17 protein-coding genes are annotated in these 13,442 nt (G+C 30.1%); 6 read left to right on the top strand and 11 right to left on the bottom strand.

Annotation, left to right across the window (positions count from 1 at the left end):
* The first annotated feature begins 69 nt into the window (after window positions 1-69).
* On the top strand, window positions 70-945 hold the full coding sequence (locus LQ673_RS11955; protein ID WP_239705816.1) for a prolipoprotein diacylglyceryl transferase: 876 nt from the start codon (window positions 70-72) through the stop codon (window positions 943-945).
* 158 nt (window positions 946-1,103) lie between these two features.
* Window positions 1,104-1,925 (top strand): YqiA/YcfP family alpha/beta fold hydrolase, encoded by an 822-nt coding sequence (locus LQ673_RS11950; protein ID WP_239705815.1) that lies wholly within the window; start codon window positions 1,104-1,106, stop codon window positions 1,923-1,925.
* Between the two features lie 37 nt (window positions 1,926-1,962).
* On the opposite strand, the gene LQ673_RS11945 is transcribed toward LQ673_RS11950, so the two are convergent.
* Complete coding sequence (locus LQ673_RS11945) at window positions 1,963-2,358, bottom strand: VOC family protein (RefSeq protein WP_239705814.1); 396 nt, start codon at window positions 2,356-2,358, stop codon at window positions 1,963-1,965.
* A 215-nt stretch (window positions 2,359-2,573) separates the two neighbouring features.
* Here LQ673_RS11945 and coaA point away from each other — a divergent pair, with 215 nt between their 5' ends.
* Together coaA and LQ673_RS11935 are read left to right on the top strand one after the other, a co-directional pair.
* On the top strand, window positions 2,574-3,476 hold the full coding sequence (gene coaA, locus LQ673_RS11940; protein ID WP_196307446.1) for a type I pantothenate kinase: 903 nt from the start codon (window positions 2,574-2,576) through the stop codon (window positions 3,474-3,476).
* A gap of 23 nt (window positions 3,477-3,499) precedes the next feature.
* Entirely contained in the window at window positions 3,500-4,297 is a 798-nt protein-coding gene (locus LQ673_RS11935; protein WP_239705813.1) for a hypothetical protein, read from the top strand.
* 99 nt (window positions 4,298-4,396) lie between these two features.
* Here LQ673_RS11935 and LQ673_RS11930 read toward each other — a convergent pair whose 3' ends face one another.
* Both LQ673_RS11930 and LQ673_RS11925 read right to left on the bottom strand, forming a co-directional pair.
* Entirely contained in the window at window positions 4,397-5,242 is an 846-nt protein-coding gene (locus LQ673_RS11930; protein ID WP_239705812.1) for a DUF2785 domain-containing protein, read from the bottom strand.
* A 40-nt stretch (window positions 5,243-5,282) separates the two neighbouring features.
* On the bottom strand, window positions 5,283-5,831 hold the full coding sequence (locus tag LQ673_RS11925) for a nucleotidyltransferase family protein (protein WP_239705811.1): 549 nt from the start codon (window positions 5,829-5,831) through the stop codon (window positions 5,283-5,285).
* A gap of 502 nt (window positions 5,832-6,333) precedes the next feature.
* Here LQ673_RS11925 and LQ673_RS11920 point away from each other — a divergent pair.
* On the top strand, window positions 6,334-7,290 hold the full coding sequence (locus tag LQ673_RS11920) for an Abi family protein (protein ID WP_275584085.1): 957 nt from the start codon (window positions 6,334-6,336) through the stop codon (window positions 7,288-7,290).
* A 206-nt stretch (window positions 7,291-7,496) separates the two neighbouring features.
* Here LQ673_RS11920 and rpsR read toward each other — a convergent pair whose 3' ends face one another.
* The 5 genes from rpsR to LQ673_RS11895 form a co-directional block, all read right to left on the bottom strand.
* Entirely contained in the window at window positions 7,497-7,739 is a 243-nt protein-coding gene (gene rpsR, locus LQ673_RS11915) for a 30S ribosomal protein S18 (protein WP_037589451.1), read from the bottom strand.
* Between the two features lie 59 nt (window positions 7,740-7,798).
* Window positions 7,799-8,326, bottom strand: coding sequence for a single-stranded DNA-binding protein (gene ssb, locus LQ673_RS11910; RefSeq protein ID WP_025906200.1), 528 nt, complete (start codon window positions 8,324-8,326; stop codon window positions 7,799-7,801).
* A gap of 27 nt (window positions 8,327-8,353) precedes the next feature.
* Window positions 8,354-8,647, bottom strand: a complete 294-nt coding sequence (gene rpsF, locus LQ673_RS11905; protein WP_025906202.1) for a 30S ribosomal protein S6 — start codon at window positions 8,645-8,647, stop codon at window positions 8,354-8,356.
* Between the two features lie 170 nt (window positions 8,648-8,817).
* Entirely contained in the window at window positions 8,818-9,054 is a 237-nt protein-coding gene (locus LQ673_RS11900) for a hypothetical protein (RefSeq protein ID WP_204258867.1), read from the bottom strand.
* A 13-nt stretch (window positions 9,055-9,067) separates the two neighbouring features.
* Window positions 9,068-9,286, bottom strand: coding sequence for a DUF5780 domain-containing protein (locus LQ673_RS11895; protein WP_204258868.1), 219 nt, complete (start codon window positions 9,284-9,286; stop codon window positions 9,068-9,070).
* A gap of 456 nt (window positions 9,287-9,742) precedes the next feature.
* Here LQ673_RS11895 and LQ673_RS11890 point away from each other — a divergent pair, with 456 nt between their 5' ends.
* Window positions 9,743-10,285, top strand: coding sequence for a hypothetical protein (locus LQ673_RS11890; RefSeq protein WP_239705809.1), 543 nt, complete (start codon window positions 9,743-9,745; stop codon window positions 10,283-10,285).
* 231 nt (window positions 10,286-10,516) lie between these two features.
* On the opposite strand, the gene LQ673_RS14845 is transcribed toward LQ673_RS11890, so the two are convergent.
* The 3 genes from LQ673_RS14845 to ychF form a co-directional block, all read right to left on the bottom strand.
* The gene (locus LQ673_RS14845) at window positions 10,517-10,801 is read right to left on the bottom strand and encodes a recombinase family protein (RefSeq protein WP_323714404.1); all 285 of its coding nucleotides are present in this window, start codon (window positions 10,799-10,801) and stop codon (window positions 10,517-10,519) included.
* A gap of 316 nt (window positions 10,802-11,117) precedes the next feature.
* Complete coding sequence (locus LQ673_RS11880) at window positions 11,118-11,936, bottom strand: hypothetical protein (protein WP_204258870.1); 819 nt, start codon at window positions 11,934-11,936, stop codon at window positions 11,118-11,120.
* Window positions 11,937-12,341: 405 nt separating this feature from the next.
* Window positions 12,342-13,442, bottom strand: a complete 1,101-nt coding sequence (ychF, locus tag LQ673_RS11875) for a redox-regulated ATPase YchF (RefSeq protein WP_025906203.1) — start codon at window positions 13,440-13,442, stop codon at window positions 12,342-12,344.

The following is a 13,442-nucleotide window of genomic DNA, read 5'->3' as shown; positions in this document are numbered from 1 at the left end:
TGTGACGGTTGTCTGCCGATAGACAACCCTACCTATTAAATTACTGTCAAATAAAGGATGATTTATAATATGTTAACTAAAGAATTCGCAACTAAAGTAGGTCTTAGTGAAAAGCAAGTTAGAAAAATTGTACAGCACTTAGAAGACAGAGGATATCAACTTTCTAAGACAGAATATCGTGGAAGAGAAGCGACAGACTTCCAAGAAGAAGATATTGAACTTTTCCAAGAAATAGCTGAAAAAGTTAAAGAAACAAATAGTTATGACCAAGCATTCGAAACACTAGAACAAGAGAAAGACTTTTTACAAGTTCTTGTTAAAGACGAACCTGCTAATCAAACACCTGAACTACAACATTTAATTGAAGAATTAAGATTAGAAGTTCAACATATGCGTAGAGAAAGACAAATGCTTGGTGAAATGTTGCAACAAGTACATATTCAACAACAGAAACTAGAACAGACTTTAGCATTACAAGCACCTCAACAATCAGAGGCTACTGCTCAAGAGAATGATACTAAAGTTGAAACGAAACAAGCTGAACAACCACAAAGTTCTAAAGTAGTTTCAGAAGATAAGACTTCTAGTGAATCAGTTGAAACGAACAAACAAGAAGATAAAGAAGAAGCAAAAGTTAATGTAACTGAAGAGCCAGCTAAATCAGAAACTCAAGCTGATGTGAAATCAGAAGATAAAGAAACTGCTGTTAAACCAGAAACGACTACTGATAAAGCAGTAGAAACGAAAGAAGAAGATGCAACTACAGCTAAAGAAGAAGCTACAGACAAAGCAGCATCTACTGAAGAAAAAGCACCTGAAACGACAGTAGACGAAACTTCAACACCTTCAGAAAACAAAGAAGAAGAAGTAAAAGAAGAAATCAAATCAGAAACTGAAGAAGAACCTAAGAAAAAAGGATTCTTCCAAAGATTATTTAATATTTAATCCCTTTAAGTAGAGGTTGGGCATGATGCCTAGCCTCTTTTTTGTTAAGTTTTTGTAAATTTCCACTATATAATTGTTAATTGCCAGAGTACTTTGTTATATTGAATTTTATATTAAGTATTTGTAATGAATATTAACCATTAGGAGTGTTTCACATCATGGAAACATTAAATTACGAAGATTTGAACAATGACCTTTTATGGGCGCATAATCATCAAGTTGTGAAAATCATGAAAGATGATTTAGACATCTATATCAAATTAAATCTTATAGAAGATAATCATAAATTAGTTGTATTTTCGAATGGCGCGATTGATCCGTCTAAAAGTAAACCGCCTGTCTTTATGAGAAGTAAATGGCATGAAGATTTCAATGCGAATTGTCTTTATATAGATGACAGAACAGTCCATTATAAACAATTACGTATAGGTTGGGGTGTTGGAAGAGAAGAACGTCATTTCTTAAAAGACTATTCTGAGATTGCGCAACAAGTCACACAAGCACTCCAAATAGAATCACAAAATGTCGTCTATTGTGGCTCATCAGCAGGTGGCTTTATGTCTATGTATTTAGCAACATTGCATAAAGGCTCGACTGCTGTAGTGAACAATCCACAATGTTACGTAGATCGTTACGATAAAGTGAACGTCGAAAAATTATACACAAAACTATTTCCCAACCGTTCACGCGATTACATCAAAAAACAATATGCACTTAGACTATCGATCACAAGCTTATTTCGCAAACAAAAATATGTGCCTAAAATTTACTACATCCAAAACAGATTATGTGAGACTGATATGACTAGACACTTCGATCCATTTTGTAGTTTCTTAGATAAATACGAAATAAACAGTTCAAACATAAAGTTCATATTATACAACAATAAAAAGCTCGGACATAATCCTATATCAAGAGAAGCAACCGTAAACTTTGTAAACCAAGTCCTTGAAGACAAACTTGTCATAGCAGAATTTTAAAAATAACACCACCTTCATATCAGATTTAGAGGTGGTGTTATTCTTTAGATACTATTTCAATTTTCATTCTATCTGGATCTTCAAAATAAACAGCATAATGATGATTACCACCAGCATACGGATATAAATCATCATACAGTTTATTAATATTTTTTTGTTCCAAAATAATATTGATATCATCCACTGTTACTCTGTCTTCAACGGTAAATGCCAAATGATTTAATCCAATCCTTTTACGATGATACCCATATTGTTTAAATGAATCGTCCACTTGTACAAATACTATGTACGTTTCATTTAATTTAAAGCTAAAACCTTCTCTCCATTCTTGATACAAACTATATCCTAGTAGTCCTAATAACCAACTATAAAAGATTTTAGATTTATTTATATCACTAACATAGATCTCTAAATGATGTATAGAAGCATTCATCTTCCAATCACCTCTAATTCAAAATTATATTAAGACAATTTTTAATAATTTCCATATCTTCTATACATTTTAACACTATAAAGAAAATCATGATGAACATGAATAAAATAGTATATAAGAATTTTTCAAAATTAATAAAGCACTTTCATGACTATTTATGTTACCCTATACGAGTACTGTAAAAAGTGAAAAATTCTTAAGTAAAGGAACTCATTATGAAATTCACAAAAGAAGAATGGCAAAACACAAATTTTAAATTAGATATGGATACAAGTCATTTAAACTTAGAAGAAATTATCAGTTTAAATGATAACTTAACAAATTCAGAAATTAATGAACTCTATTTGCCACTCATTAATTTTTTGACAAACAAAGTTAAGTTCCATAAAGATTATTCATCTAACATTAACAACAAATTACATAACAAAAATAACACACCACCTTTTATTATTGGAATATCAGGAGGGGTTTCTGTAGGAAAAAGTACTGTCTCAAGACTGCTTTTAAACCTACTGCAAGAATATAACACGGACTGGAAAGTTGATCTGATTACGACTGATGGTTATATCATGCCTAAACAAGAACTTATCGATAAAGACTTACTTTCTAAAAAAGGATTTCCTGAAAGTTATGATACAAAAACATTAATCAGTCACTTAAAACAAATTAAAAACAACGAGCCTAACATACCAACATATACGTATTCACATATCACATACGACCGTCTTAAAGACCAGTATCACAACATAAACTGTCCGGACATACTTATTATAGAAGGCGTGAACATCTTCCAAGTAAGTCCACATGAAGAAGAACTCGTTAGTGATTATATTGATTACAAAATATATTTACACACAACAATAGAAAATATGAAGAAATGGTATCTTAACCGCTTCTTACTACTTCAAGAAGAAGCTTTCCAGAAGCCAGACTCACATTTCTATAAATATCGAGACATCCCAAAAGACGAAGCCTTAAAAATAGCAACAGATCTATGGGACAATATTAACGAAGTCAATTTAATCAAAAACATCTTGCCAACTAAAAACAGAGCAGATCTCGTACTATATAAAAATCACGACCATGTTATAGAAAAACTGAAATTTAATAAATTTTAAGTTATTAGAATTGAGGTATAGTTATGAAAATATATCCTACTGAACAAATACTTAAATATTGGTCTGAAAATTATTATAATCATTTTGATTTATTTTTTGTTAAAGATATCCCTTTTGAAAATGAAGATGTAGTTATCACTCTTAAAGATGCATTTAAGACGACAAGTTCATTTAATATTGATACAAATAACTTATATGAGTTTTGGAATTTAAATGATTACAATTATGTAATCCAAGCCTCTAAAGGATGGTTTGAAAATCTTAACAGAGATTCAAAAACTTATATACTTCAGGAACAAGAAAGAGTTAACAATCCACTATTCTTAGAAGGTAACCTCATTACTTCACAGAAGTGGAGTCAATTAACAACAAATAAACAAAGACAGTTTTTCCAAAATAGAGTAGATAGATATTGTGATAATCACGTAACACACCATTCAACATTGCAATTACCCAATCATTTAAGTTCAATTGTTTCTACTTTTCCAAAATATCAAGGATCAAACTGTCTTTCAACAGTCATTTATGCTATTACTAGTGATAAAAATATATTACAACAGTGGATAAAAGAAGATGCTTTTCTAACAAACCTTAAATCTTTAAACTACGAATTAGTTTCAAAAGGCAGTCAAAACGGTGATGTAATTGTTTATTTAAAGAATAACGCCGTAGTACATGCCGCATATCAAATTGATGATGGTCTATTCATAAATAAAAATGGTCAAACCATTTTTAATCCTTATAAAATTGTAACTAAATCAGAGCTTGATAATGAATGGGGAAATTATCAAGAACACTACTACAGAAAAAACCCTCTCTAGTCCTTGTCTAGAGAGGGTTTTTAGTGTTCCGGCAGTCTAAATAATAACAAATCTATTATTTCCCAAAACTACCTGCTACATAAAATTTTATCCCTATTTTTATTCTCCTTGCTGTGTTAATTCTAAGTATAACTTTTTAAGGATTTCTTCTATTTTATCTTGAGTTACCTGACATTTTTGATTAAATTTTAGTCTAAAATACAATGTCTTCAAGAAATCTTTTATATTTTTCCTTATTCTAAAATAACTTAAATATGCTTCTTCAGATTGATTTAAATCTGTTTGATTAACTGTCACGAATAACTCGCTTACCCAATTACTCAATTCTTGATCTGTAAGTCCTTTTTCAAGTAATGCTTCAATGATAAATGCTTGTCGCTCATCTTCATCATCTATATAGCAAGATAAATCAGTATTTAACTGATAAAGTTTTTTAGCGATGACCTTTAAGATCACTTTATTACAGTCACCTGAATAAAATTTAGATCTAACACAAGTTGCAAGTAAATCTGATCCATGTGCAACACTATGCATCCATCCTGTCCCTTGTACATATCCTCTGACATCAGTTTCATTATCCATGTAATCAATCGCTAAGTTTATAATCTTCTCGTAAACATCCTGAGGTAACTGTTCATGTTCTTCTAAATATTCAACAACGATTCCAATAATAAGTGCACTGAAACTTCTATCCAGCACAAGATGGTCAGTATCACTTTGGTTAACACTACCTAAAATAAATTCACAATACTCAAGTAACTGTAGCATTTGATAATCTTCCAATTTCCCACTTATAATTAAACGCGCAATTAAGTCAAAATTATCTTCACGAATATTGGCATTAGGATTTCCAATATTGAACATCATTAATTTAAATTCTTCTTCTGTTACTTGTTTGTTAAGCAATTCATTTTTATATCTTTCAATTAATCCTTCGATAGTCATTAAGAACACATCCTTTAAGAATTAAATCTTTATTTCAATTCTAATTATCAAATGTTAAATTTGGCCATTGCTTATGCCATTGTTTTCGATTAATTCTATCCAAATAAACATCATATCTACCAGAGTCATGATTAAAGTATTGAGTTGGTGAAACAATACCATTAAACAAATCTTGAACACTGTAGTTATAATGTACTTCTAACTCACCATTTTTCATCCTAGCACAAATAGCTGTTGGCGCTTCTGTATAATGATCTACAGCATCTTTCGAATCAAGATATTGATTAAAATCATTTTTCAAATGCATTCTCGCTTGGTTTTTTACTGACCAAGGTATGCCAGAATCAATATCTCTTAATTGCTGTTCATATCGCTTCTCAATAGATTCATCTAGACAGTCAGCATTATAAAATATAACATCAACATCATTATATGGTGTCTTATCTGTATAACCATGAATCGTATCCCAAATTTTATTTCTTATAAATCCCGCGCTAACCCAGGAATCATTTAAATTCAGGCTTTCTACAACTTCTAAAATATAAATCATATCCGCATCACTTTTAATAAGGTCATAAATAGCCTTCATAAACACACATCCCATAAATTCTCTTACTCATTATTATATTGTATTTTTACAATGAATGAAATGCATGGGCATATAAAGGTATTGATAATTATAAAACTGCATAATATAATAATTATCAAATTGCGGTACATATCTGCGGAGTGTACTTGAGGTTGACTGTTGCTGACGGTCGCCTCTTTTTTTTAACTTACTATATAAAAACATACTAATAGAAGTATATAAGTTAAATTTATAACCATGTAGGAATTTATTATTAGAGAGAATAAGTTTCCCTATAAGAATAAGAAACGTACTTGTTACAAGTGCAGCTATATGATGAATGATTTAGAGGTAACATTAATCTTTAATCTTGTATGGAGACTCGTTTTAGTTTATTATTTGGCCATAATATGAATATGCGGGAGTACCCGTAGTGAAGCCCCCAATTCAAGAATTGGGGGCTTTTGCTTTATTAATTGGGGATCGAAAAGATGAACAAATTAGAAGGGATAGGGAGTTAGACATGACTGAGAGAAAACCTTTATTAGATTATGATAAACAGATTAAAAAATTAAAAAATATGGGTGTTTCATTTAATATAATAAACGAAGTAAAAGCAAAGGAAATCCTTTGCATGAACACTTACTTTTTTAAACTTGCTTACTATAGAAAAAACTTTTACAAATACGAAGACGGGTATAGAATCGAATTTGCCTATTTATCTGATTTAGCTAATACAGATATGCGTTTCAGATATACATTACTTCATATGACTTTAGATATTGAACACGCTATTAAGTGTTTGGTAATGAGACTAATAACTGAAAATGAAGAAGAAGATGGTTATTCAGTTATTAATGACTTTTTATCCATTGACCGCTCTAAATATAAAGAAATTGATAACACTAACCAACCTCTTACTTTAGAAGAAATTAAAACCGAAAATAAAAACCATCTTTTTAAACACCTTAAGAAAAACAATGATTATCCTTCAAACATTCAAAAGTATATAGATGATCCACCCATTTGGTTTTGTATTGAAATTATGCAATTAGGGCAATTAACTTCTTTCGTCGAATTCTATTTTAATAGAGTTAATGATGAAGAACTTAAATTACCTTCCAAATTAATGAGACTAATGAAAAACATCAGAAATCGTTGTGCTCATAATCAAGCTATCCTTATCAATCTAGATAAGGATGATAACACGAGAACCCCTAAAGAATTGATGTCGATGACTAGTAAATATAAATTACCTAACAGGGTATATAAAATTAGAACTTTTATTGATATACTTGCCACTTTTGAATTACATTCTTTACTTTGCAGCGACGGAATAAGAAAAGGTAGAAAACCTTTGATATTGGATATGCAACAGAGATACAAACAAAATTTTGATTACTATTGTAAGACCCCACATATCCAAAGATTTTTCAAAGCTTTAGATAAAATTATTGACAACTATGATATTAAACTATAATATTAATTTCGAGGAAAGGGATTAGGTCCCGCAAGATTCTATAATCTTGTAAGTTTTAAGAAGAAGGGCTATACATTTTTAATGTATAGTTCTTTTTTTATGCTCAATTTCCTAGAATCATTCCCATGCTGTGGATTTTTTATAAAAATGAACACAAAAATAACCCTCTAGCCTGATTGCTAGAGGGTTATGTTATACGCTAACTCTTATTGTTCTTCTTTAACGTATGGTAATAAAGCCATGTGACGTGCACGTTTGATAGCTACAGTAAGCATACGTTGGTATTTTGCTGAAGTACCTGTTACACGACGTGGTAAGATTTTACCTCTTTCTGAGATAAACTTTTTAAGTAAATCTGTATCTTTGTAGTCGATATGTGTAATACCGTTTGCTGTGAAGTAACAAACTTTTTTACGACGACGACCACCTCTTCTTGGTCCACCTGCCATGATTGTGTTCCTCCCTTCTCGTTAAATCTTTATCAATTTATATTCGTTTCAATCAACTATTAGAACGGCAAATCATCATCACTGATATCAATTGGGCCATTAGCGTTTGCAAATGGATTACTTGATTGTTGATTATTTGACTGTTGATTTGAAGGTGCTTTTTGTCCTTGTTGTTGGTTACCACCAAAGTCTTGTCCATAATTTTGGAATTCGTTATTATTTTGGTTATATGATTGATTATCATTACCAGATTGACGTTGATTTGCGCCTTTTGGTTCAAGGAATTGAACACTATCACAAACAACTTCAGTTACATAAACACGACGACCTTCTTGGTTCTCGTAGCTACGAGATTGTAGACGACCTTCAACTCCTGCCAGACTACCTTTAGATAAGTAATTGTTTACATTCTCTGCGGGACGTCTAAATACAACACAGTTGATAAAGTCAGCTTCTCTTTCACCTTGCTGATTCGTATAAGTACGATTAATAGCTAAAGTAAAAGTAGCAACTTGAACGCCTGAGGGTGTTACTCTGTATTCCGGATCTTTAGTTAATCGACCGACTAATACAACACGATTAATCATTTAATCTCCCCCATTTTATAAGTTAAATTATTTTTCTTCTTCGCGTACTACGATGTGACGAATGATATCATCAGAGATTTTTGCTAAACGATCAAATTCACTGATAGCTTCGTCATTTTCAGACTTAACTCTAACGATGTTGTAGAAACCTTCTGTGAAGTCTTGGATTTCATAAGCTAAACGACGTTTACCCCAATCCTTTTCTTCGATGATTTCTGAACCGTTTGAAGATAAGATTCCTTTAAAACGCTCAACGACAGCTTTTCTAGCTTCGTCTTCGATATTTGGACGTACTACGTACATTACTTCATATGTTCTCATCAATTTACACCTCCTTGTGGTCTATGCGGCCTAATAACTCAGTATTAAGCAAGGAATAATTTTCATTACTCACAATCAAGAATTATAGCATAGAGTATTACTTTTTACAATCTTTTTTAATAGAGATATTGTTTAATAACGTTTCTTTTACACTCAAACAAACCTTATTTCTATTCTTTTTTAAGAACTATACTTTTCTTACATACATTATTGTTATGTAATTTATTTTTATGTAATTCTTCTTGTACACTTAAACCAATATCTAAAGCTGGGCTAGTGTGGTATGTTATTTTATCACAATTTGATATTTGCTTATATGCTTTCAATGTATTTTCAGTAATATCCAATGCAGGACTTTGATGTAATGTAGAAGCTAAAGTTATAGTTATTAACGTTGACTTAATCATGTTGTTCCCCTTTTTAATTGTTTTTGTAGAAGATATAATCTTCATAACCATCTGAGAAATCAATAGACTTTTTAATTTTGACTGGTAATCCATTTTTGTCCCATGCAACAAATCCAAAGGTAATATCTTTAATGTCTTTCCCAGTATTATTTCTTATGTATGCTTGTAGTGCAACGGGATATAATGATTTATTATCTTCGCTTCGAATTAAGTACCTACCATTTTCAATCACTATATCTTGGTTTTCTAACTTATTTTCTAATGATTGAGCATTTCATGTATTTGACTCTTTTTTTACTTCTGATTTGCCTTCTACTTTACTTTCATTTTTTGTAACTTCTTTATCGCTATTTACTTCGTTTTCTTTATTTTTCATCTTACTCCCAAAGGCTTTCAATGGTGTAATCTATATTTAATTTATTATAATCTAACTGCAGCTATTAATATAATAATCTTTAATCATTTCATTATATAAGTGTCATATACACTCTTCTCTTAATCATAATGATATGAAGTTTTCTTACCCAACTCAATATTGTTTATTTTTTTATAATTCAATGAAAAATCTACTTGTAACAGTATATAGTTAAGTATTAAAATAACAGTGTTCAAGATAGATTATACAGTAGTTATTATAATAAGGCTCAACCCATATATTATGGATAAAATAGAAGGGATAGGAATTTAGATGGATAATATATTTATTATATTAAGTATTAAAGAGGGGTGGTCAACACTTCTATCAGCTATATTGGGCGCTATATTAGGTTCATCTATTACATCAACAATAAATTATTACAATAGTAAGAGGCAATTATTAAATGATTTAGATAGTAAATCAGAGTTTCGCAAAAGACTATATGATGTAGCTTCGAATCCAACTCCTTGTATGAAAGATGTATTAACAATAAGAACATCGCTCCGCTTTATAAAAAAGAATACAAAAAATAATACTCAAGAAGATTTTGATATGATAACTAATGATATTATTGATTTTTGTGATACCATTGAAAATGAATATTATAACTCTCTTTATAAAAAAAATTTTAAATTGACTAATAAAGACACTAAAATTTTACAGTTATATACTCGATATTTATTAAAACATCATTGGGAAAAAAACCAAGTCAAGTTGTTCGGTTCTGCTCTTTGGGAAGGTCAAAATTTAGGTTATATAAACGAATTAAAATATGAAATTCAAAAAATCGAAAGTCAATATTTAAAAAATTAAAAACAATTCGGATTTTCTATAAAATCAAACAAAATAACCCTCTAATACGATTTTAGAGGGTTATTCTCTATGTTAAGTTAATACATAACTATGTATTCTGATAATTTCAAATCTTTACTAATGAGTTTAGTTCATACTTTACATTTAGTATTATAATCTACTTCTTTTCTTTTAATTTCACATAAGATGTACTTTTCTTAACACCTGTAGATCTTAATATATCAGCAACACTTAATCCATTTTCTTCTCTATTCTTATAGCTCGTTCTCTACCTTCTTTATTCTGTTCAACAATAAGATATCTTTCAAATTGTGCAAATGAACCTAGAATATTAAAAACTAATGTATTTAAACTATTATTACCCGCTTCAAAAGTTAATTGTTCTTTCAGGAATTTTATAGATACACCTTTATCATTAAGATAAGTAACTATTTTACTTAGATTACTTATAGATCGGGCAAGTCTATCAACTTTTGTAACTATGATTAAATCACCATGCCTTACATACTCAATCATTCTTTCTAGTTCATTTCTCGTTTTAGTAGAGGTGCCGGTAACCTTTTCTTCAAATATCTTTTAGACACCATACTCATTAAGCTGCTCAATCTTACTAACCAAACTTTGTCCTATTGTACTGACTCTAGCATAACCAATTTTCAACTATAATACTCCTATGTCTAAAATATATAAATATCTGAACTTTTGATTATGGAGCATATTTTAAAATTAAATCAACTATTAATTATTGTAACTATAGCATTCTTTTAACTTGTCCAAAAGTTTAAATTCTAGACTAAAAAAACATCACTCAATAAAGAATATTGTTTTAATATTAACTTATTATTTTTTCTTTTAATTTATTAAATTCAACTTCACTTATAAGCCCTTTACTTTTCATATCTGCTATTTTTTCTAATTGTTCAACTATGTTTGTATTGTTATTAATTTCTGTTGATATTTCTGTATTACTTTCTTTGTTAAATTGATCACTTTCTGAATCGTTTATATTATCTTCTTTAACATGTTCATTTTCTATTTTATCTTCATTTTCTATGATTTTTGTTAAAATGCTATGCCAACTATATATACAGTTTATTGCTTTAGTATATTCATTACTTGTTTTCTTAATTGGGTATTTACTTTCTAAAAATGGTAAGTCAAAAACACTATTGCGTTCATCATTTAAAACAATTCGTAAAGTAATATTTTTAATTTCAGTTGTCCCTGTCTTCTTTCCAGATAAACCACCAATAATAGCACCTGTACCTCCCGCAATTACACCACCAATTCCAGCACCAACTAATTGACTTGCTCTATTTGTCTTACTCACTGTTACACTATCCTCTATAATTTCAACACTGATAATATCTTTATAATCAAATGTTCTAGTTATTATATTGTAATGTCTGTAACTATCTGCTGTTCTAAAATGTTTTGAAGTGTTTAAACCTAGCTTAATAAATTTTTTTTGTTCATTTATTCCAATGTAAAAATTTTCATTTTGTCCATATATCTCTCTATCAGCGTCAAACAATCCTTTCATTGAGGGTAAATCTCTATCTTTCACTTTTCGAACATTGTCTGACGGAATCATTTCTAAAACTACAAAACATGCAATCATTAAAATAAAACATATAAACAAAAACATCATGTTTTACTCACCTCATTATTTTCTATAATTAATTAAATTATACTAAGCTTTTTTATGTCTAACAATAAAATTTTACATAATTTTACATAAAAATATGATGCTAACAACTTTCAATTGTTAACATCATTGCATGTATATTAGTAAACTCTCAAATCACTAATATACTGAGTATATCCTCTACCTCTACTATCTTTTTTAAGGTTTGCTATATTCTTTCTAATATTCATAAACATATTATTCTCACTATTTTATATCCATTGTAAATTTCCAAATCTATTATCAAGTGTATCAAGATTAATTGGTCTACTACGTTATTTATATAAACTATCAGAACTTACAAAAAGTATTATGTTCTTTACCGAAAAAGAAAAAGCCAATAGTGCATAAACACTACTGGCCTTTATCTTACACATTAAATCTAAAGTGTACAACGTCTCCGTCTTTCATTAGGTATTCTTTACCTTCTAATCTTACTTTACCCGCTTCTTTAGCACCGTTCATGCCATTATTTGCTAATAAATCGTCATAACTTACGGTTTCTGCTCTTATAAAGCCTCTTTCGAAGTCTGTATGGATGATTCCGGCACATTGTGGTGCTGTCATGCCTTCTTTGAATGTCCATGCTCTTACTTCTTGTTCACCTGCTGTAAAGTATGTTGCTAATCCTAATAAGTTATATGATGCGCGGATTAATTTGTCTAATCCTGCTTCTTCTACGCCTAAATCTTCTAAGAACATTTCGCGATCTTCGTCATCTAATGTTGCTAATTCTTCTTCGATTTTTGCTGAAATCACGATAACTTGTGAACCTTCGTTACTTGCGTATTCTTCGATTTTTTGTACGAATTCGTTATTTTCTGGGCTTGCTACTTCATCTTCTGCTACGTTTGCTACATATAACATTGGTTTAGAAGTGAGTAAGCTTAAATGTTTCACGATTGCTTTTTCTTCTGGTGTGAATTCTAAACTTCTTACTGGGTTATTGTTTTCTAAAGTTTCTTTAATTTTTGCTAATACTTTTTCTTCAGCTACGGCATCTTTATCTTTTTGTTTTGCCATTTTTGCTACTCTTTCATAGCGTTTTTCTACTGATTCTAAGTCAGCTAATACTAATTCCATATTAATAACTTCAATATCATCGATTGGATCTACTTTTCCTGATACGTGTGTAACATTTTCATCAACAAATGCACGTACGACTTGGCAAATCGCATCTACTTCACGGATATGTGATAAGAATTTATTTCCTAATCCTTCACCTTTAGATGCACCTTTAACGATACCTGCAATATCTGTAAATTCGAATGCTGTTGGTACAGTTTTCTTAGGTTTGACTAATTTCGTTAATTCTTGTAAACGATGGTCTGGTACTTCTACAATCCCTACGTTAGGATCGATTGTTGCGAAAGGATAGTTCGCTGCAAGTGCTCCTGCTTTCGTAATTGCGTTAAATAATGTTGATTTACCTACGTTTGGTAATCCTACTATGCCAGCTGTTAATGCCAT

It is taken from the genome of Mammaliicoccus sp. O-M54, assembly GCF_022386035.1.
GTDB lineage: Bacteria > Bacillota > Bacilli > Staphylococcales > Staphylococcaceae > Mammaliicoccus > Mammaliicoccus sciuri_A.
The sequence above is the reverse complement of the archived record's forward strand: the minus strand, read 5'-3'. Positions and strand labels throughout refer to the sequence as shown.

Excerpts from the sequence above, each read along its gene's own strand:
- rpsR (WP_037589451.1), bottom strand. The coding sequence starts at position 7,739 with ATGGCAGGTGGACCAAGAAGAGGTGGTCGTCGTCGTAAAAAAGTTTGT.
- LQ673_RS11920 (WP_275584085.1), top strand. The coding sequence starts at position 6,334 with ATGACTGAGAGAAAACCTTTATTAGATTATGATAAACAGATTAAAAAA.
- coaA (WP_196307446.1), top strand. The coding sequence starts at position 2,574 with ATGAAATTCACAAAAGAAGAATGGCAAAACACAAATTTTAAATTAGAT.
- ychF (WP_025906203.1), bottom strand. The coding sequence starts at position 13,442 with ATGGCATTAACAGCTGGCATAGTAGGATTACCAAACGTAGGTAAATCA.
- LQ673_RS11930 (WP_239705812.1), bottom strand. The coding sequence starts at position 5,242 with ATGACTATCGAAGGATTAATTGAAAGATATAAAAATGAATTGCTTAAC.
- LQ673_RS11925 (WP_239705811.1), bottom strand. The coding sequence starts at position 5,831 with ATGAAGGCTATTTATGACCTTATTAAAAGTGATGCGGATATGATTTAT.
- LQ673_RS14845 (WP_323714404.1), bottom strand. The coding sequence starts at position 10,801 with ATGATTGAGTATGTAAGGCATGGTGATTTAATCATAGTTACAAAAGTT.
- LQ673_RS11955 (WP_239705816.1), top strand. The coding sequence starts at position 70 with ATGTTAACTAAAGAATTCGCAACTAAAGTAGGTCTTAGTGAAAAGCAA.
- LQ673_RS11890 (WP_239705809.1), top strand. The coding sequence starts at position 9,743 with ATGGATAATATATTTATTATATTAAGTATTAAAGAGGGGTGGTCAACA.
- LQ673_RS11935 (WP_239705813.1), top strand. The coding sequence starts at position 3,500 with ATGAAAATATATCCTACTGAACAAATACTTAAATATTGGTCTGAAAAT.
- LQ673_RS11945 (WP_239705814.1), bottom strand. The coding sequence starts at position 2,358 with ATGAATGCTTCTATACATCATTTAGAGATCTATGTTAGTGATATAAAT.
- LQ673_RS11880 (WP_204258870.1), bottom strand. The coding sequence starts at position 11,936 with ATGATGTTTTTGTTTATATGTTTTATTTTAATGATTGCATGTTTTGTA.
- ssb (WP_025906200.1), bottom strand. The coding sequence starts at position 8,326 with ATGATTAATCGTGTTGTATTAGTCGGTCGATTAACTAAAGATCCGGAA.
- LQ673_RS11900 (WP_204258867.1), bottom strand. The coding sequence starts at position 9,054 with ATGATTAAGTCAACGTTAATAACTATAACTTTAGCTTCTACATTACAT.
- rpsF (WP_025906202.1), bottom strand. The coding sequence starts at position 8,647 with ATGAGAACATATGAAGTAATGTACGTAGTACGTCCAAATATCGAAGAC.
- LQ673_RS11950 (WP_239705815.1), top strand. The coding sequence starts at position 1,104 with ATGGAAACATTAAATTACGAAGATTTGAACAATGACCTTTTATGGGCG.